Raw genomic sequence first — 18,840 nt, 5'->3', positions numbered from 1 at the left:
GTGCCCGACCACGGACGGACGCCGGCGAGATCCCCGCGACTAGTCTTGGCACCGTGCACCACTCACCGGCCGGGGGCGTCCGACGTATCGACTACTTTCCGTGGGAGTACGACCCCACGTCCCCGGAGGCAGAGGCGCAGGCCGCCCGTCAGCGAGAGCTGGCCGACGGCGGGGCGGCGTTCGGGGACGGCGTCTTCATCGCGCAGAACGCGGCGCTCTTCTGTGACCGGCTCTCGATCGGTGACCGCAGCTATGTCGGTGCGCTCGCCTACGTCACGGGCGACCTGACGATCGGCGCGGACTGCTCGATCAACCCCTACGCCGTGGTGCGCGGCGAGATCCGGATGGGCGACGGCGTCCGGATCGGTGCGCACAGCTCCATCCTCGGGTTCAACCACAGCATGTCCAACGACCTGCCGATCCACCGGCAGCGCACCTGGAGCAAGGGCATCACGCTCGGTGACGACGTCTGGATCGGCTCGAACGCCACGATCCTCGACGGGGTCACGGTCGGCGACCACGTCGTCATCGGGGCGTCCGCCGTCGTCACCAAGGACGTGCCGGACTGGGCGGTCGTCGCGGGCAACCCTGCGCGCGTCATCCGCGACCGGCGCGCGGAGACCCGGGCCACCCGGGAGCACGATCTCGCGGCCGATCTCGGCACCTTCGCGGACCGGGCCCGGGACCAGGCCGGCGACCTCCTTGCCCGCTGCTACGAGGACGGCCGGTTCGTCGACCGTCCGTCGGCGTCCGCCGGTGCGCAGGAGCCGGCGATCCGCCCGTGGGCGGACGCCGTCGAGATCGCCGACGTGCTGCTCGGCACGCCGCCGCCGGGATTCGACGCGGCCGACCTGGTCCGGCGACTGACCGCCCGACAGGACCCGGTGACGGGGCTCGTCCCGGCAGGCGACCTCTCGGACCGGGGCCTGACGCGGCCACCGGCGTCGGGCGAGACCCTCACCGCCATGGACGGCAGCGCGAGCTATCACGTCCTCAGCGTCGGGTACGCGGTCCGGCTGCTCGGCGGGCGGCTCCCGCATCCCGTGCGCGCCGTGCACGGCCTGAGCGACCACGACGTCGTCGCCGCGCTCGAGGCGCGTGACTGGGGCGCCCAGGCCTGGGGGAGCGGCGCCGCCGTCGACGCCCTCGCGACGGCGTGCGCGCTCAACATCACCGACTTCTCCGCGGAGCTCGCCGACGGCGGGGCCGGCCCCGTGTACGGGCTGCTGGGCTGGCTGTCCGCGCGGGCCGACCCCGGGACGGGGCTCTGGGGCGCGCCGCGTCCGGCGCCCGAACCGCGCTGGCTGCAGGCCGTGAACGGGTTCTACCGGCTGACCCGCGGCTCGTACGCGCAGTTCGGGGTGCCGCTGCCGTACCCGGAGGCGGCCGTCGACACCGTGCTGGAGCACGCGGGCGACCCGTACCTCGGCACGCCCGACGGGTACACCGCCTGCAACGTCCTCGACGTGATCCATCCGCTCTGGCTCGCGGCGAAGCAGACCGGGCACCGGCGTACCGAGGGCAGTGCGTGGGCGCTCGACCAGCTCCAGCGGGCGCTGCGCGGCTGGTCGGACGGCGAGGGCTTCGCCTTCGCGCCGCGCAGCGACGGGCCGGACGGCGTGCCCGGCCTCCAGGGCACCGAGATGTGGCTGAGCATCGTCTGGCTGCTGGCCGACTATCTCGGCCTGTCCGACGCCCTGGGCTACCGTCCGCGCGGCGTGCACAGCCCGGACCCGCTCGTCCGGCTGGCGGGGCCCTAGCCGCGGTTCGGGGCCCCGCGGTTCAGGATCCCGTCCGTGGCCGGAGTCAGGAGATGCCGCGGAAGAAGGTGCGCAGGTCGTCCGCGAGCAGGTTCGGCTCCTCCATCGCGGGGAAGTGACCGCCCTCGGCGAACTCGCTCCAGTGGCTGATCGCGTTCCACGGGTCCATCACGCGGCGCACGAGCGGATGGGCGTCGAACACGGCCCAGCCGGACGGCACGTCGGCGACCGGGGCCCAGTCGAGCCCCGCGTGCTCGCCCTCGTAGTAGAACTGTGCGCTCGACGCCCCCGCGCGGGTGAACCAGTACAGGCTGATGTTCGTCAGCAGCTGGTCGCGGTCGACCGACTCGTCCGGCGTCCGGTACGTGGTCCTTGTCCCGGTCCCTGTCCGTGTCCGTGTCCGTGTCCTGAACTTCTCGGCGATCCACGCGAGCTGCCCGACCGGCGAGTCGGTCAGGGCCGCGCCGATCGTGTCGGGGCTGTGGTTCTGCATCTCGAGGTACCCGCGCTCTGCGGTGGCGCGGGCGCGGATCTCCTCGATCTGGGCCGTCTCGTCGTCGGACAGACCCTCTGGGAAGGGGAACTTGTCGCCGACGAACCCGAGCAGCGCGCTCTCGCTGGCGACGTGCGTGCCGATGACGCGTTCCGGGTGGAGTGCGGCGAGCCGGCCGGTGACGCCCGAGCCGATATCGGTGCCGTGGGCAGCGAAGCGCTCGTACCCGAGGCGCGTCATGATCTCGGCGTACGCCTCGGTGGTGCGGGCCAGCTCCCAGCCGGTCCCGGACAGCGGGGTGGAGAACCCGAAGCCCGGCGGCGACGGGATCACGACGTGGAACTCGTCGGTCAGCAGCGGGATCAGGCGCTGGTACTCGACGAAGGAACCGGGCCAGCCGTGGCACAGGAGGATCGGCGTGGCCGCGGGGTCGGCCGAGCGTGCATGGACGACGTGGAACGTCTGCCCGTCGACGACGGTCGTGAGCTGGTCGTACGTGTTGAGCGCCGCCTCCTGGGCGCGCCAGTCGAACCCGTCGCGCCAGTACTCGGCGAGCTCGGTCAGGTACGCCTGCGGGACGCCGCGGCTGAAGTCCGCGCGGTCGTCCCGGCCCGGCACGGGGAGGGGCCGGCGCGTGCGCGCCAGCCGGTCGCGCAGGTCGTCGACGTCGGCCTGCGGGATGTCGATGCGGAACGGTGTCAGTGCGCTGTTCTCGTTCATGACATCCACGCTCCCGGATAATGCGGCAGGTTCCCTTCCGCGATTGCTGGGATGATCGAGAACATGCTGGAGACCTCGGCCCGACTGCTCGAGCTGCTGTCGCTGCTTCAGCTCAAGCGCGACTGGACGAGCGCGGAGCTCGCCGGCCGGCTCGAGGTGAGCACGAGGACCGTGCGCGCCGACATCGGCAAGCTGCGGTCGCTCGGCTACCCCGTGGACGCGCGCCCCGGCGTCGCGGGCGGCTACCGGCTGGCCGCCGGTACGGCGATGCCCCCGCTGCTGCTCGACGACGACGAGGCGGTCGCCGTCGCGGTGGCTCTGGGTGCTGCCGCGACGCGAGGGCTCGGCGTCGAGGAGACCTCGCTCACCGCGCTCGCGAAGCTGGAGCAGGTGCTGCCCGCGCGCCTGCGCCGGCGCGTCGAGGCCGTACGTGACGCGACGAGCGTCGTCGAAGGGGCGCGGCCGCCGCTCGATCTCTCGGTGCTCGGCGCGGTAGCCGCCGCGATCCGCGGCCACGAGAGGCTCCGGTTCGGGTACACGAAGCCTGGGGGCCGCGAAGCGGCACGCCACGCCGAACCGCAACGGCTGGTGTGCTGGGGCACGCTCTGGTACCTGCTCGCCTGGGACCTCGACCGTGACGACTGGCGCGTCTTCCGCGTCGACCGCATGGTCGCGAGCGCTCCGACCGGTGCGCGGTTCCGGCCGCGCGTGATCCCGGAGGACGAGGTCGTCGACTACGTCGTCGGCCGGGTCACGGGTGGTGCCTCCCCGGCGTGAGGTTCCCCGTCGTGACGTTCCCCGTCGTGGACGCGCGCACGACGAGCGACGTGGCGAGCTCCTCCCGTGGCGCCTCGAGGGGCGGGTCGGCACTGATCCGCAGCAGCATGCGCAGTGCCGCCTCACCCATCTCCGCGATGGGCTGCCGCACGGTGGTCAGCGCCGGGCTGGCCCACTGCGCCTCCGGCAGGTCGTCGAAGCCGACCACGCTCACGTCGTCGGGGATGCGGAGCCCGAGCGCGGCCGCGGCGTCGTACACGCCGAGCGCCATCGTGTCGGAGCACGCGAAGACCGCGGTCGGCGCCGGGGCGGCCCGCAGCAGCTCCGTCGCCAGCTCGGCGGCGCTCGCACGGTTCCAGCCGGTGTGCGCGACCCGGCTGTCGGGCAGGTCGAACCCTGCGTGCGTGACGGCGGATCGGAACCCGTCGACCCGGGCCTGGCTGTAGAGGTGCGTGCGCCGCCCGGCGAGCACGGAGAGGCGCCGGTGCCCCAGGGAGAGGAGGTGCTCCGCGGCGGCCCGCCCGCCCGCCCAGTTCGCGGCGCCCACGCTGGCGACGGTGGTCGGCGGCTGGGTCACGGGGTCGAGCAGCACGATCGGCACCCGGGCCGCCGCCAGCGTGGCGAGCTGGTCGCTGGTGGTGTCGACGAGCGCCAGCACGGCGCCGCGCAGCCTGCGCGCGAGCAGCCGGGTGAGCCAGGCGTCGTCGGGCGGCCGTGCCACGGAGACCACGACGTCGACGCCCGCCTCCTCAGCGGCGCGTTCCACGCCGCTGAGCGCGCGGTTGGCCCAGGTGCCCTCGACGCCGCTCAGCACCAGGTCGACGAAGGGGGAGCGGTCGCCGTCCGCGGGCGCTCCCCGGCCGGGCCGGCCGCGGTACCCGAGCTCCGCGACGATCCGCATGACGCGTGCGCGCATCTCGGCCGAGACGTCCGACCGGCCGCTGAGGACCTTCGAGACGGTGGGCGTGGTGGTGCCAGCTGCTCTCGCGACGTCCGCGAGCGTCGTCCGGCGTGGGGTCGGCATGCGAGGGAGGCTAGTGGCAGCGAGGAAAGTTGCGCAACTTATTGCCTCTTGTTCTCGCCATACATGGTCATGTATCAAAGGGGGGCGGTGCTGTGTGAAGCAAATGTTGCGCAACTTGGGAGAGTGCTGGATGACATCTTCGACGACGAAGCGCGCCCTGGTCGTGCGCGGGGGATGGGACGGGCACCAGCCCGTCGACACCACCGACTCGTTCCTGCCGTTCCTGAGGGGGCACGGGTACGACGTACGGGTCGAGGAGACGACGGCGGTGTACGCCGACGTCGACTACCTGGCCGGCGTGGACGTGGTCGTCCAGACCATGACGATGAGCACGATCGAGGACGCCGAGCTCCGCGGCCTGATCGGTGCCGTGCGGGGCGGCACGGGTCTCGCGGGATGGCACGGCGGCATCGCCGACTCGTACCGGAGCAGCTCGGACTACCTGCAGCTCATCGGTGGCCAGTTCGCGTGCCATCCGGCGAAGGCGGAGCCCGGTGAGCTGTCGGGCGTGGCGGCCGACAACTTCGTGCGGCACACGATCGAGATCGTCGCCGACCGCGCCGAGCACCCGATCGTCGCGGGGATCGGCGACTTCGAGCTGACGACCGAGCAGTACTGGGTGCTGTCCGACGACTACAACGACGTGCTCGCGACCACGACGCTCGCCGCCCGCGACTTCGACCCGTGGCACCGGCCGGTCACCTGCCCGGCGATCTGGACCCGGCAGTGGGGCGACGGGCGGGTCTTCGTGTCGACGCCGGGCCACGACCTCGGCGTCGTCGACGACCCGAACGTCCGGACCGTGATCGAGAGGGGAATCCTGTGGGCCAGCCGCTGAGGGTAGGGATCGTCGGCCTCGGCGCGATCTCCGGCCAGTACCTGACCTCGTTCCAGCGCCTGGAGGCCGTGCGCCTGGTGGCGGTGGCCGACCTCGACGCGGACCGTGCGGCGGCGGTCGCCGCCGAGCACGGGGCGCGCGCGCTGAGCGTCGACGAGCTGACGAGCGACCCGGAGGTGGACCTCGTGCTCAACCTGACCACCCCGGCCGCCCACGCCGAGATCGCGCTCCAGGCGATCGCCGCCGGCAAGGACGTGTACGGCGAGAAGCCGCTCGCGGCCACGCTCGACGACGCCCGCACGGTGGTCGAGGCGGGTCGCGCGGCCGGGGTGCGGGTCGCCTGCGCGCCGGACACCGTGCTGGGCACCGGCGTGCAGACGGCGCGGAAGGCCATCGACGACGGGATGATCGGGCAGCCGGTCGCCGCGACCGCGACCATGATGACGCCCGGCCACGAACGCTGGCACCCGAACCCCGACTTCTACTACCAGCCGGGCGGCGGCCCCCTGCTCGACATGGGTCCGTACTACGTGACCACGCTCGTCACACTGCTCGGTCCCGTCACCTCGGTGGTCGGCGCCGCGAGCCACACGAGGGCGACCCGCGAGATCGGTTCGGGTGCCCGGGCGGGGGAGGTCATCCCCGTCGGCGTCGACACGCACGTGACCGGCGTGCTCCGGCACGAGTCCGGGGCGCTGTCGACGCTGGTGATGAGCTTCGACTCGGTCGCCACCAGGGCCTCGAACATCGAGGTCCACGGCCAGGGCGGCTCGCTCGTCGTGCCCGACCCCAACCTGTTCGACGGCGACGTGCAGCTGCACGAGCTCGGGGGCGCCTGGCGGACCCTGCCGCCCAGCGCGGGCTACCGGGGCGCCGGACGCGGCTACGGAGTCGCCGACCTCGCCGTCACCCCGCCCGGCGCGCCCGCCCGCGCGAACGGCGACGTCGCGTACCACGTGCTCGACGTCATGACCGCGCTGCTCGCGGCCGCGGGCAGCGGCGCGGCGGTCGGTGTGGAGAGCACGTGCGACCGGCCGGCTCCGGTCCCGCTGTCGGACGCGCCGGGCTGAGCGGCTGTCAGACGCGCGGTCGCCCGGCCTGCGCGTCTGGCTCACCGTCCGTGGCACGGCGGCGGGGGCGCCGTCCACCGTGGACGGCGCCCCCTTGTCACCGCTGCTGGTCAGTCCTCCCAGTCGTCGAGGACGTCGTCCATCGCGCCGTTGAAGTCGGCCACCTCGGCGTAGACGCCGGGGCTGCCGGGCACGGCGCAGCCGGCGCCCCAGCTGACGATGCCGACCAGGATCTGGCCACCCTCGTCGTCGGGCGCCATCAGGGGGCCGCCCGAGTCGCCGCCACAGGTGTCGACCCCGCCGTTCACGAGATCGCCCGCGCACAGCATGGTCTGGCTGTCGAACGCGTTCGGGTAGGCGTCCGAGCAGGCCTCGTCGTCGACGAAGGGCAGCTCCACCCAGCGCGCGACGGTCGGAGACCCGGCGCCGGTCTCGCCCCAGCCGACGGCCTCGAGGGCCTCGAACTCGGCCGGGTCCACGTCGACCTCGATCGGGTCGGCGTCGACCGGCTCGTCGAGCCGCAGCAGCGCCCAGTCGTTGGCGTTCTCGACCGGCTCGCCGTAGTCGTGGGCGATGTGCACGTCGGTCACGGCGGTCTCGACGAGCTCGTCGGAGTCCAGGTCGACGGAGCCGGAGAAGACGGCGAGGTCGTCGACGTCGGCCACGTCCTCGACGCAGTGCGCCGCGGTGAGGACCACCGACTCGGAGATGACCGACCCGCCGCAGGACTGCCGTTCCCACGGCGTTCCGTCGCCGGCGGAGCCGACCGCGACGAGCCAGGGGTACTGGCCCTCCGCGGCGGGCTGGCCGCCGACGACCAGCGGGCGGAGGTCGTCATCGGTGGTGATGGCCTGGGCGCTGGTGGTGAGGCCGGTCCACGCGAGCGACGCGGCGGCGAGGCTCGCACCGGCACGGAGCATGCGCATTCGCTTCCTGTCCACGGTGATCCTTTCGGGTGGGGTGAGGAGCAGGCCGTTCGGCCGTCCGCGCCGAAGGTAGGCGGGCCGGTGCGGGACCCGTCCCGGTGGTCGTGGGATCGGGTCTGGTTCGGCGAGCGCGACGAACAAGTGTGCGATAGGTTGGTGTCATGACGCGCACCGGTGACACGCCACCCCGAACGGCCGACGTGGCCGACGTGGCCGACGTGCGGGCCGTGCGTGAGTACCTGGCCGGCATGATCCTGCCCGGTGCCACCGACACGGCGTCCACCGTGCCGCAGGAGGTGCGTTCGGACTGGGTGGACCTGCTGGCCGAGCTCGAGGCGGTGAAGAACGCCGCGACCGCGACGCAGGCGCGGCTTGCTGTCGCGCTGGAGGTGGCCACGAAGGCGCAGGAGGCGGAACGGGGGATCCGTGCCGAGCGGCGGGGCTGTGGCGTGCCGAGCCAGGTCGGGGCGGCGCTGCGGTCCAGCCCGCACGCGGGCGCGTCGTTCCTGGGAACGGCCAGGGCATGGATCACCGGTATGCCGCACACGTTCGACGCTCTGCGCACCGGTGTGCTGTCGGCGTGGCGGGCGACGCTCCTGGTGCGAGAGACCTCTCACCTGTCCGCCGAGCACCGCGCCCGGGTCGACGAGGAGATCTGCGGGCCGGCCGGTCTGGCGGAGCTGGCTCGGACGGGCACGAGGCGGCTGGTCGCGCGGATCAAGGAGCTTGCCGCTCGGTTGGACGTGCACGCGTGCGTGAAGCGCAACGCGAGGGCGGAGTCGGAGCGTCACGTCTCGGTGCGGCCGGCACCGGACCTGATGGTGTACGTGACCGCGCTGGTCCCGATGCGGCAAGGAGTCCAGGCCTACGCCCAGCTGAAGGCGCACGCGGACGCGGTCAAGGCCGTCGGCGACGAGCGGGGCACGGGCCAGATCATGGCGGACACCCTGATCGAACGCATCACGGGGCGCGACCCGGGCCGCGCGGACGACGTCCCGGTCACGATCAACCTGCTGGTCTCCGACCAGACGCTGCTCGTCGCCGGTGACGCGCCTGCTGTCCTGCTGGAGGGCGCGCCGGCGGGGGTGGGCTGCGTCCCGGCCCCGGTGGCGCGGAGCCTGGTCGCGCACGGGATCGACGCCGACGCGGCCTGGCTCCGCGCGGTCTATGTCGACCCGGGCGGGCGGCTGCTGGCGACGACGTCGGCGGCGCGGTTCCACCCCCCCAGGGCCTGGTGGCCTTGTTGCGTGCGCGGGAACAGGGCATCTGCGCGTCGTCGTGGTGCGATGCGCCGGTGCGGCACATGGACCACGTCACGCCCCACGCCGAGGGTGGTGCGACCAGCCTGGAGAACGGTCAAGGGCTGTGTGCCCGGTGCAACCACGCGAAGCAGGCGCCCGGGTGGCAGCAGAAGGTCACCGAGGTCGGCGGCCGGCACGCGGTCGAGACGACCATGCCCACGGGGCATACCTCTGTCTCCGTGGCACCCGATCCGCCGGAACCGGTCAGACCCGTCCCACGGAGCAGGCCCGTCTCCGGGAGCCGGTACAGCATCGGCTGCGCCGTTCCGGGCACCGCTGGGGCCATTGCCTACCGTCCACCTGGGCGGCGCGAGCCGGTCCGTCGTCAGGCGCGTCCGGTGGGCGCACGCGTGCGCTGAGCCGAACGGGCTGTAGCGTCGGTTCCATGCGTCTTGGCGTGCTCGACATCGGATCCAACACGGGGCACCTGCTCGTCGTCGATGCCCACGGGGGCGCGGCGCCGCTGCCCGCCTCGTTCCACAAGGAGCCGCTGCGGCTCGCCGAACACCTCGACGACCAGGGCGCGGTGAACCAGGCGGGCGTGGATGCCCTCGTCGAGTTCACCGCGCAGGCCCTGCGGGTCGCGGAGGACCGGGGCTGCGCCGAGACGCTCGCCTTCGCCACGTCCGCCGTGCGGGACTCCGTGAACTCCGAGGCGGTGCTCAAGACCGTGCTCGACCGCACGGGGGTGCGGCTCCAGGTGCTCAGCGGCGAGGACGAGGCCCGCCTGACGTTCCTCGCGGTGCGGCGGTGGTTCGGCTGGTCGGCCGGGCGGCTGGCCGTGTTCGACATCGGCGGCGGCTCGCTGGAGATCGCCGGCGGGGCCGACGAGGCACCCGACACCGCGTGGTCGCTCCCGTTCGGGGCCGCCCGCCTCGCCCGCACGCACTTCGGTACGGTGCCCGATGCCGGGGCGCTCCGCGCCCTGCGGCGCGAGCTGCGTGCCGGCATCGCGCAGAACGCCGGGAGCCTGCTGCGCGGCGGACGGCCCGACCGCGCCGCCGCCACGTCGAAGACGTTCCGTTCCCTCGCGCGCATCTGCGGCGCCGCCCCGGCGGGGGACGGGCCGCTGGTGCGCAGGGTGCTGCGGCTCGAGGCCCTGCGTGAACGCATCGACGAGCTCGTCACCCTGGAGCCCGACGACCTGGCCGGCCTGCCCGGCGTCTCGCCGAGCAGGGCCCACCAGATCGTGCCGGGCGCCCTGGTGGCCGAGGCGTGCATGGACGTCTTCGACCTGGCCGAGCTCGAGATCTGCCCCTGGGCGCTGCGCGAGGGCATGATCCTGGAGCGTCTGGACCTGATCCCGCACATCGACATGGACTGACCCGCACTGGCGGTGGGCGGATACCGGGCCGGGCGGATACCGGGCGGGCGGATACTGGTGGTATGCCGGTAGTCATCAGTCCTGTCGAGCGTCTGCGGGCCCGGGTGGGTGACGCGCTCTTCCTGCGGGTCGCCGGGCCCGACGGGTACGCGGCGCGCGACCGGATCCACCTCACACCCGGGCCTCGCTGGTTCCCGCCCGGCAGTCCGATCCGGCTGGTCCACGGTGACTCTGCGACCTTCGTCGGCGGCCTGCGCGCGCTGCTGCTGCAGTCGCTCCACCCGCTCGCCATGGCGGGCGTCGCCGGCCACTCCGGCTACCGCGGTGACCCGTGGGGACGTCTCGCCAGGACCTCGACGTTCCTCGGCTGCACGACCTTCGCGACGGCGGAGCACGCCCAGGAGATGGTCGACCGCGTGCGCGCCGTCCACGAGCGGGTGCGGGGCAAGGCGCCCGACGGCCGTCCGTACCGTGCGAGCGACCCGCACCTGCTCACCTGGGTGCACGTCGCAGAGGCCGACTCGTTCCTGGCTGCCCACCAGCGCTACGGCGTCCGGCCGCTCGACCCGGACGAGGCGGACCGGTACGTCGCCCAGTCCGGACACGTCGCACGAGCCCTCGGCGCCGAGAACGTGCCCGCGACGGTGCGTGAGCTGGCCGACTGCCTTGAGTCCTACCGCGCCGAGCTGGAGGCTACGCCCGCCGCCCTCGACACCGCGCGCTTCCTGCTGTGCGAGCCGCCGCTGCCCTGGCCGGCGCGCGGCCCCTATCGCCTCCTCGCGGCAGGAGCCGTCGCGCTGCTGCCCGCCTGGGCGCGTGATGAGCTCGGTGCCGGCACGCGGTTCAGCCGGGCTCTCGGCGGTCCCGCCGGGGGAGTCGCCGTCCGCGCCGTGCGCTGGGGCATGGACGACGTCTCCCACCAGGGTCGCCGCTGGTGACCGTGCGGTAGGAAGGTCGGTCGAATCGTTCCGGCGCAGATGTGTACGTTCGTACATCCCACGCGTACGATCGCCCCATGGCCGACCCGTACCGCCGTCGACGACTGTCCCTCTTCGCGCTGTCCCTGCTGACCGGGATCGGTCTGTCGTCCTGGGTCACCAGGACGCCTGCGGTGCGGGACGCCGTGGACGCCTCGACGGCCGGGATGGGGCTGATCCTCTTCGGGCTCTCGGTCGGGTCGATGGTCGGCGTCCTGTCCGCAGGTGCCTTCGTCCGTCGGCACGGTGCCCGGCCCGTGATCGTGGTGGGGGCCGTGCTCACGGTCGTCGGGATCGCGGTGATCGGCCTCGGCGCCGGCCTGTCCGCGGCGGTGGGGGTCTTCGCGGGACTTCTGCTCGTCGGTCTCGGTGGCGGGGCGGGGGAGATCGGCCTGAACATCGAGGCCGCCGCGGTGGAGACCGCTACCCGACGCCCTGTGCTCCCGCTGCTCCACGGCTGCTTCAGCCTCGGCACCGTGGTGGGTGCGCTCGCGGGCATCGGGCTCACCGCGGTCCAGTTCCCGGTGCTCTGGCACCTGCTGGCCGTGGTCGCCGTCATGGCGGGCCTGGCCGGCTGGGCCTTCCCCGGCATCCCCGGTGGGACCGGCCGGGACAGCTCCGGCGTGCGCGACCGGCGCGCAGGCGGCCGCACGCGCGGTACGGCGCGCCGCCCCAGCGTGTGGCGCGACTCGCGGCTCCTGCTCATCGGCGTCGTCGTGCTGGCGATGGCCTTCGCCGAGGGCTCGGCCAACGACTGGCTGCCTCTGCTCATGGTCGACGGGCACGGTGTCTCCGCCACCAGCGGTTCCCTCGTCTACGCGGGCTTCGCGCTCGCCATGACGGTCGGCCGCTTCGCCGGTGGCCCCTTCGTGGTCCGGTACGGGCGTGCGGCCGTCCTGTCGGTCAGCGCGGTCGGCGGGGCGATCGGCGTCGCGGGCGTCGCCTTCGCGCCCAACCCGGTCCTGGCGGGGATCTCCGTCGCGCTCTGGGGTCTCGGCGCCTCCCTCGGGTTCCCGGTGGCGATCTCGGCCGCCGGCGACGACCCCGAACGGGGCGCGGAGCGGGTCAGCGCCGTCGCCACCAGCGGCTACCTCGCGTTCCTCGTCGGACCGCCCCTGCTCGGGTTCCTCGGGGAGCACGCGGGGCTGCGGCAGGCGATGCTCGTGGTCATGGGGCTGCTGCTCGTCGCGGCGGTCGCCGCGCGGGGCGCCAGGTCGCGGCAGGCCTCCGACGACGGCGAGCCGGCTCCTGCCGATGAGCCAGCGTCCGCCGACGAGCCGGTGGGGCCTCGCCCGGCGGCGTGACGGGCACCGGCTCAGCTCGCGCCGGCGCCGGCGCCGGCATCCTCCGTGCCGTCGTCGTCGCGGCCGTCGTCGTCGCGGCCGTCGTCGTCGCGGCCGTCGTCGTCGCGGACGGCGCCGCAGCGCCAGCAGGGGCCCGTCGGGCTCTCGTTGATGGCGCCGCAGTCGGGGCACACCTCGGACAGCCAGCAGGCGGCGTCCCCGCCGTCGGGCCCGCTCACGGGTCGTGGTGCGTCCGGCACGCTCCACCTCCTGGTCGTCGGCTGACGCGGCGAGATCATCCGCTGACGCGAGGCTATCCCCGGCCGGTACGGAACGGCCAGGTGCGGCCAGGCGCGGCCAGGTGCGGTGCGACCAGCGCGCCGCCCTTGCTTAACGGTGCGGTTCACGGCAGAGTCTGTCGTGACGCACCTCACACCGTGGTGAGGGGCGTCGCCAAAGGAGGTGCCGAATGACGACCACCGAATTTGCCACGTTGCGCCGCTCGATCGAGCAGCTGCGCCAGAGCGTGTCCCAGGTGCGCAGCGCCTTCGGTGACGGGCCCGAGGTGCGGCGGCTCATGAACGACCTCGAGCGGCTGGAGATCGACGCGACGGAGCTCGCGTCGGCCGAGCCCCTGCGACCGACGAACAGCCGGGTGCCCGAGCACGTCGTCATACCCGACACCCCGCTGGACGAGTCGATGTTCAGCGATGCCGACGACGAAGGGCTCGGCGGCTACCACGGCGACCGGTCGTGACGGCGCCCGCCCGAACCATCGGCTCGCGGGGCGTCGACAGCCCGGGCCGCGCCGCCATCGGGGCGCGGACGCTGCGGTCGGACCGGTGGTGGCTGCCGCCGCTGGCGACCACGGTCGGCCTGCTGGCCTTCGTCGTGTACGCGACGGTCCGGGCGTTCCAGCAGCAGTACTTCTTCGCGGACGAGCGCTACCTGACGCCGTTCTACTCGCCGTGCGTGTCGCTCGGCTGCGCGTCGGAGCCGGGGGCCGCACACTTCGGGATGTTCCTGCCGGACCACCCGCTCGTCCCGTACGCGGCGCTCAGCCTGCCGTTCCTGCTCCTGTTCCGGCTGACCTGCTACTACTACCGCAAGGCGTACTACCGGTCGTTCGCGCTCACGCCCGCCGCGTGCGCGGTGCCGGAGCCGCACGCGTCGTACCACGGCGAGACCCGTTTCCCGCTGGTCCTGCAGAACGTCCACCGGTACTTCTTCTACGTCGCCGTGGTCATCTCGCTGATCAACACCTACGACGCCGTCGTCGCGTTCCGGCACCCGACCGACGGGTTCGTGGTGGGCGTCGGCAACCTGGTGCTGCTCGCGAACGTCGCGCTGCTGTGGTGCTACACGGCGTCCTGCCACTCCTGCCGGCACGTGATGGGCGGCAGGCTCACGCACTTCTCGAAGCACCCGGTGCGGTACCGGCTCTGGACGTGGGTGTCCGCGCTCAACACGCGGCACGCGACGTTCGCGTGGATCACCCTCGGCACGCTCGTCCTGACCGACCTGTACGTGGCGCTCGTCGCCAGCGGAACCATCACCGACCTGCGACTCATCGGATAACTGGACAGGAGCCCGGCCTTGGCGGAGATCGAACGGCACGAGTACGACGTCCTCGTCATCGGCGCCGGGGGTGCCGGGCTGCGGGCCGCCATCGAGGCGCGCGAACGCGGGCTGAGGACGGCGATCGTCTGCAAGTCGCTGTTCGGCAAGGCGCACACGGTGATGGCGGAGGGCGGGTGCGCCGCCGCCATGGGCAACGTGAACGAGAACGACTCCTGGCAGGTGCACTTTCGCGACACCATGCGCGGGGGCAAGTTCCTGAACAACTGGCGGATGGCGGAGCTGCACGCCAAGGAGGCGCCCGACCGCGTCTGGGAGCTCGAGACGTACGGCGCGCTGTTCGACCGTACGAAGGACGGCCGGATCAGCCAGCGCCACTTCGGCGGGCACACCTATCCGCGCCTCGCGCACGTCGGCGACCGCACCGGGCTGGAGCTGCTGCGCACCATGCAGCAGCGCATCGTCGCGCTGCAGCAGGACGACCACGCCGAGACCGGCGATCACGAGGCGCGCCTGCGGGTCTTCGCCGAGTGCACGGTCACCGAGCTGCTCACCGACGACGGCGCCGTCGCCGGGGCCGTCGGGTACTGGCGCGAGTCGGGCCGGCTGGTGCTGTTCACGGCACCCGCCGTGGTGCTGGCCACCGGCGGGATCGGCAAGTCGTTCCAGGTCACGTCGAACTCGTGGGAGTACACGGGCGACGGCCACGCCCTCGCGCTGCGCGCCGGCGCGGAGCTCATCGACATGGAGTTCGTGCAGTTCCACCCCACCGGCATGGTGTGGCCGCCGAGCGTCAAGGGCATCCTCGTCACCGAGGGCGTGCGTGGCGACGGCGGCGTGCTCAAGAACTCGGACGGCAAGCGGTTCATGTTCGACTACGTCCCGGACGTGTTCAAGGGCCAGTACGCCCAGTCGGAGGACGAGGCGGACCGCTGGTACGAGGACCAGGAGAACAATCGTCGTACCCCCGACCTGCTGCCCCGCGACGAGGTGGCCCGCGCCATCAACACCGAGGTGAAGGAAGGGCGCGGCTCCCCGCACGGGGGCGTCTACCTCGACATCGCGAGCCGTATGCCGGCCGATGAGATCAAGCGCCGCCTGCCCTCGATGTACCACCAGTTCAAGGAGCTGGCCGACGTCGACATCACCGCCGAGCCCATGGAGGTCGGCCCCACGTGCCACTACGTTATGGGCGGCATCCACGTGGACCCGGACACCGGGCAGTCCCGCGTGCCCGGCCTGTTCGCGGCGGGGGAGTGCGCCGGCGGGATGCACGGCTCCAACCGGCTCGGCGGCAACTCGCTGTCCGACCTGCTGGTGTTCGGCCGGCGTGCGGGGCTCGGCGCGGCCGACTACGTGGCAGGCCTGGGCAGCCGCCCCGCCGTCCACGACGCGGACGTCGACGCCGCGGCGCGGCTCACGCTCGCGCCGTTCGACCCGCCGCTCGACCCCGGGTCGCGCAGACCGGGCGACGCGAGCGGAGCCGACGGCGGCGGCGAGAACCCGTACACGCTCCACTCCGAGCTGCAGCGCATGATGAACGACCTGGTCGGCATCATCCGCACGGAGTCGGAGGTGCGCGAGGCGCAGGAGCGGCTCGGCGCGCTGCGTGCGCGCGTGCGGCGGGTCTTCGTCGAGGGTCACCGACAGTACAACCCCGGCTGGCACCTGGCGCTGGACCTCCGGAACATGCTCATGGTGAGCGAGGCCGTGGCGGCGTCGGCCCTGCTGCGCACCGAGAGCCGCGGCGGGCACACCCGCGAGGACCACCCGGGACTGGACCCGCAGTGGCGCCACCGCGTCCTCGTCACGCGCCTCGCCCGCGACGACCAGGGCGTTCGCGACGACCAGGACGGGGACGACCCTGCGGTGCCGCGCGTCGTCGTCGAACCGGCCGAGCGGCTGCCGATGCGCGAGGACCTCCTCGCGCTGTTCGACCTCACGGAGCTCGAGAAGTACTACACGGACGCCGAGCTGACCGCGCACCCCGGGCGCTCGGCAGACCCAGCGGGAGGTACCGCATGAGCTACACGGGCACGTTCCGGATTTGGCGCGGTGACGCCGACGGTGGGGCGCTCGCGGACTTCGAGGTCGAGGTCAACGAGGGCGAGGTGGTGCTGGACGTGCTCCACCGGCTGCAGGCCACCCAGGCGCCCGACCTCGCCGTGCGGTGGAACTGCAAGGCGGGCAAGTGCGGGTCGTGCTCCGCCGAGATCAACGGGAGGCCGCGTCTGCTGTGCATGACGCGGATGTCGGTCTTCGAACCCGGTGACGTGGTCACCGTGACGCCGATGCGCACGTTCCCGGTGATCCGCGACCTGGTGACGGACGTGTCGTTCAACTACGCGAAGGCACGCGAGATCCCGTCGTTCACCCCGCCCGCCGACCTGGCGCCAGGGGAGTACCGCATGGCGCAGGTCGACGTCGAGCGGTCCCAGGAGTTCCGCAAGTGCATCGAGTGCTACCTCTGCCAGGACACCTGCCACGTGGTGCGCGACCACGAGGAGAACAAGGAGTCGTTCGCCGGCCCACGCTTTCTCATGCGGGTCGCGGAGCTGGAGATGCACCCCCTCGACGTGGCCGACCGGGTGCCCGCGGCGCAGGAGGAGCACGGGCTCGGCCAGTGCAACATCACGAAGTGCTGCACCGACGTGTGCCCCGAGGGCATCAAGATCACCGACAACGCGCTCATCCCGCTGAAGGAGCGCGTGGCCGACCGGCGTTACGACCCCCTGGTCTGGCTCGGCCGGACGATCTCACGACGGCGCGGCTGAGCGCGGGCGCCGGGTCAGCAGAGGGTCGTGGCCTCGCGGCCGGCTCACCGGCCGTACCGAGTCCAGGGCACGCGCGAGCAGGTCCTGCGTGACGGCCGTGCCGTCGTCGCCGGCGCGCAGGGCCGCCATCACCTGGTCGGCGGCCAGGCGCAGGGAGACGCCCGCCTCCTGGGCCGCGGTGACGAGGACGTCGGCCGCCGTGGCCTCGTCCACGCCACGCACCGCGACGATCACGCCCTTGGCCTGCTCGATCATGGCCTGGCTGACGAAGGCGCGGTGCACCACGCCTTCGGACCGGCGGTCCAGCGCCTCCTTCTGGACCGGCGTCACGTCGACGACGTAGCCGACCAGCTCGGGCGACCGGCTGCGCGGTCCCTGCGATCCCTGCCCGGTCACGACCACCGAACGGGTCCGGCCGCGCCGGTCGACAATCCGGTGTGCGCAGGCGAACGGGCGGCCGAGCCGCAGCGCCTCGCCGGCGGCGCGGACCACGCGGCTGCGGTCGTCCGGATGCTTGCGCGACCGGAGCGCCTCAAGACCGGGCTCGACCTCGTCCCGCCGCCACCCGTGCATCGTGTAGACCTCGTCGGACCACCACCAGGTCCCCGAGGCGAGCTCGACGCTGTAGCGGCCGACGAGAAGATTGGTCCCCAGGCCGAGGGCACGGGACAGGTCTGCTGCCGAGAATCCGATGGCTTGCTGGGGCTGCGCGATGGATGACATGTGGACCTCCCAGATCCGGTTCGGACCGGGAGCCGCTTCATGACTCCGAAGACTCAGTGTAGAACGGTCAGGACGATTCGGACAGTCCAGGGAGCAACGCGGACGCGCCCTCCTTCCAGCGGCCGAGCGCGTACGTGCCGACGTCGCCGTCGATGGCCAGGCAGGCGGCGGCGCCGAGCAGCACGTCGTCGCGAAGTTCCGGCTGCTGTTCCACGAGCCGCCCCGCCAGGTCGCGCGCCGCGATCTGCTCGTGCACCGAGTCCGCTTCCACGTGCTCGTCGAAGTAGTGCGTCGTACCGGTGCCGTACCCGAGCCGGCGGAACCCGTCGCCGTACAGCCTGCTCGGGATCGACGACGTGATCTCGTACGCGGCCAGGTGGCCGACGATCGCCCCGCGGAGCCGGCGGTGCAGCGCGAACAGCGACATCGTGTTCAGGGAGGTGAGCACGGGCGTCGGCACCACGTCGAGGTATCGGCCGTACGAGTCGTCCAGTCCGGCGCCGCGCATCGCATGCGCGAAGAGCTCGGAGTGCAGGCGCCCCGGCCGCCCACCGCCGTACTCGTCGGCCTGGATCTCGACCAGCGCCGCCTTGGGCGTGCCGTGCAGGCGCGGGATGGCCCAGGTGTGGGGATCGGCCTCCATCAGCTGGTAGACCGACCGCAGCATCAGGAACTCGCGCGCCTGCCGCTCGTCGGCGTGCTTGGCGACGTACCGCGCGAGGCGGGGCGGACCATCGGCCTCGGCGAGCTCGAAGAGCCGCCGTGCGACGCCGGTGGCGTCGGTCTCCTCGCACGTCGGCCGGCCCGCCCGCGCGCGGACCGCTGCCTCGAACGGGCGCTCGAGCTCCTGCCGCACGCCCAGCAGGGCCGGCTCCCACTCCCACGTGTCGTCGATCCCCTCGACGCCGCGATGGTGCAGCTCGTACAGGATCGTGAGCGCGAGCTGCAGGTCGCCGTCGCCCAGGACGTCGTGGTCGGGCGGCACGCGCTCGGCTGCCGCGCGCTCGGCTGTCGCGCGCTCGGCTGCCGCACGCACCGGGGCGAGGCGGTCGCCGGCGTCGTCGTCGGGCGGGCCCGCGGTGAGCGCCGCGAGCAGTGCGGTACTGAGCGGGCCGCGGGGGCGTGGTAGCGGGAGGCGGGCCGCTTCGTCGGGGACGGGCCGGGCGGCTCCGTCGGTCGCCGCGAGGTCCCGCACGGGGGTTGAGGTCATCTGGAGGCTCCTGATCCTGCGGATCCTGCCCTGGATCCTGCCCTGCCGCGCCACTTCTCGAC

The 18,840-nt window shown here is 73.1% G+C and carries 17 protein-coding genes and 1 pseudogene; 12 read left to right on the top strand and 6 right to left on the bottom strand.

The genetic code is table 11. From position 1 onward, the window contains the following. Positions 1–53: 53 nt before the first annotated feature. Positions 54–1,760 (top strand): acyltransferase, encoded by a 1,707-nt coding sequence (locus ACYVK7_RS08655; RefSeq protein WP_460887289.1) that lies wholly within the window; start codon positions 54–56, stop codon positions 1,758–1,760. A 46-nt stretch (positions 1,761–1,806) separates the two neighbouring features. On the opposite strand, the gene ACYVK7_RS08650 is transcribed toward ACYVK7_RS08655, so the two are convergent. After that, positions 1,807–2,973, bottom strand: coding sequence for an epoxide hydrolase family protein (locus ACYVK7_RS08650; protein ID WP_460887288.1), 1,167 nt, complete (start codon positions 2,971–2,973; stop codon positions 1,807–1,809). 51 nt (positions 2,974–3,024) lie between these two features. Here ACYVK7_RS08650 and ACYVK7_RS08645 point away from each other — a divergent pair, with 51 nt between their 5' ends. Continuing rightward, on the top strand, positions 3,025–3,750 hold the full coding sequence (locus tag ACYVK7_RS08645; RefSeq protein WP_460887287.1) for a helix-turn-helix transcriptional regulator: 726 nt from the start codon (positions 3,025–3,027) through the stop codon (positions 3,748–3,750). Here the strand turns inward: ACYVK7_RS08645 and ACYVK7_RS08640 are convergent. Continuing rightward, a complete protein-coding gene (locus tag ACYVK7_RS08640) occupies positions 3,725–4,774 on the bottom strand; it encodes a LacI family DNA-binding transcriptional regulator (RefSeq protein WP_460887286.1) in 1,050 nt (349 codons plus the stop codon). The genes ACYVK7_RS08645 and ACYVK7_RS08640 overlap by 26 nt on opposite strands. A 130-nt stretch (positions 4,775–4,904) precedes the next feature. Between ACYVK7_RS08640 and ACYVK7_RS08635 the strand changes: the two genes are divergently transcribed. Together ACYVK7_RS08635 and ACYVK7_RS08630 are read left to right on the top strand one after the other, a co-directional pair. Next, positions 4,905–5,612 (top strand): ThuA domain-containing protein, encoded by a 708-nt coding sequence (locus tag ACYVK7_RS08635; protein WP_460887285.1) that lies wholly within the window; start codon positions 4,905–4,907, stop codon positions 5,610–5,612. Next, entirely contained in the window at positions 5,597–6,682 is a 1,086-nt protein-coding gene (locus ACYVK7_RS08630; RefSeq protein ID WP_460887284.1) for a Gfo/Idh/MocA family protein, read from the top strand. The genes ACYVK7_RS08635 and ACYVK7_RS08630 overlap by 16 nt, the downstream gene beginning before the upstream one ends. Positions 6,683–6,792: 110 nt before the next feature. Here ACYVK7_RS08630 and ACYVK7_RS08625 read toward each other — a convergent pair whose 3' ends face one another. Further along, a complete protein-coding gene (locus tag ACYVK7_RS08625) occupies positions 6,793–7,623 on the bottom strand; it encodes a S1 family serine peptidase (protein ID WP_460887283.1) in 831 nt (276 codons plus the stop codon). Between the two features lie 233 nt (positions 7,624–7,856). Here ACYVK7_RS08625 and ACYVK7_RS08620 point away from each other — a divergent pair. From ACYVK7_RS08620 to ACYVK7_RS08605, 4 genes and pseudogenes are all read left to right on the top strand, one after another. Next, positions 7,857–9,268 (top strand): annotated as a pseudogene (locus ACYVK7_RS08620) (HNH endonuclease). A gap of 26 nt (positions 9,269–9,294) precedes the next feature. Next, a complete protein-coding gene (locus tag ACYVK7_RS08615; protein ID WP_460887282.1) occupies positions 9,295–10,233 on the top strand; it encodes a Ppx/GppA family phosphatase in 939 nt (312 codons plus the stop codon). A 62-nt stretch (positions 10,234–10,295) separates the two neighbouring features. Continuing rightward, entirely contained in the window at positions 10,296–11,171 is an 876-nt protein-coding gene (locus ACYVK7_RS08610; RefSeq protein ID WP_460887281.1) for an oxygenase MpaB family protein, read from the top strand. 77 nt (positions 11,172–11,248) lie between these two features. Next, positions 11,249–12,514: an MFS transporter gene (locus tag ACYVK7_RS08605; RefSeq protein ID WP_460887280.1), complete on the top strand. Its 1,266-nt coding sequence runs from the start codon at positions 11,249–11,251 to the stop codon at positions 12,512–12,514. An 11-nt stretch (positions 12,515–12,525) separates the two neighbouring features. Here the strand turns inward: ACYVK7_RS08605 and ACYVK7_RS08600 are convergent, their stop codons facing one another. After that, complete coding sequence (locus ACYVK7_RS08600) at positions 12,526–12,753, bottom strand: hypothetical protein (protein ID WP_460887279.1); 228 nt, start codon at positions 12,751–12,753, stop codon at positions 12,526–12,528. Between the two features lie 209 nt (positions 12,754–12,962). Between ACYVK7_RS08600 and ACYVK7_RS08595 the strand changes: the two genes are divergently transcribed. The 4 genes from ACYVK7_RS08595 to ACYVK7_RS08580 are packed head-to-tail and all read left to right on the top strand — an operon-like array spanning position 12,963 to position 16,845. Continuing rightward, a complete protein-coding gene (locus tag ACYVK7_RS08595) occupies positions 12,963–13,250 on the top strand; it encodes a hypothetical protein (protein WP_460887278.1) in 288 nt (95 codons plus the stop codon). Beyond that, the gene (locus ACYVK7_RS08590) at positions 13,247–14,071 is read left to right on the top strand and encodes a hypothetical protein (protein ID WP_460887277.1); all 825 of its coding nucleotides are present in this window, start codon (positions 13,247–13,249) and stop codon (positions 14,069–14,071) included. The genes ACYVK7_RS08595 and ACYVK7_RS08590 overlap by 4 nt, the downstream gene beginning before the upstream one ends. 18 nt (positions 14,072–14,089) lie before the next feature. After that, positions 14,090–16,096: a fumarate reductase/succinate dehydrogenase flavoprotein subunit gene (locus ACYVK7_RS08585; protein ID WP_460887276.1), complete on the top strand. Its 2,007-nt coding sequence runs from the start codon at positions 14,090–14,092 to the stop codon at positions 16,094–16,096. Then, a complete protein-coding gene (locus ACYVK7_RS08580) occupies positions 16,093–16,845 on the top strand; it encodes a succinate dehydrogenase/fumarate reductase iron-sulfur subunit (RefSeq protein WP_460887275.1) in 753 nt (250 codons plus the stop codon). The genes ACYVK7_RS08585 and ACYVK7_RS08580 overlap by 4 nt, the downstream gene beginning before the upstream one ends. On the opposite strand, the gene ACYVK7_RS08575 is transcribed toward ACYVK7_RS08580, so the two are convergent. Next, positions 16,828–17,568, bottom strand: a complete 741-nt coding sequence (locus tag ACYVK7_RS08575; protein WP_460887274.1) for a PAS and ANTAR domain-containing protein — start codon at positions 17,566–17,568, stop codon at positions 16,828–16,830. The two genes, ACYVK7_RS08580 and ACYVK7_RS08575, sit on opposite strands and share 18 nt — an antisense overlap. A gap of 67 nt (positions 17,569–17,635) precedes the next feature. Further along, positions 17,636–18,778: an iron-containing redox enzyme family protein gene (locus tag ACYVK7_RS08570; RefSeq protein ID WP_460887273.1), complete on the bottom strand. Its 1,143-nt coding sequence runs from the start codon at positions 18,776–18,778 to the stop codon at positions 17,636–17,638. Between the last annotated feature and the right edge of the window lie 62 nt (positions 18,779–18,840).

Source organism: Promicromonospora xylanilytica, assembly GCF_054782895.1.
This window is presented reverse-complemented; position numbering and strand designations above follow the sequence as displayed.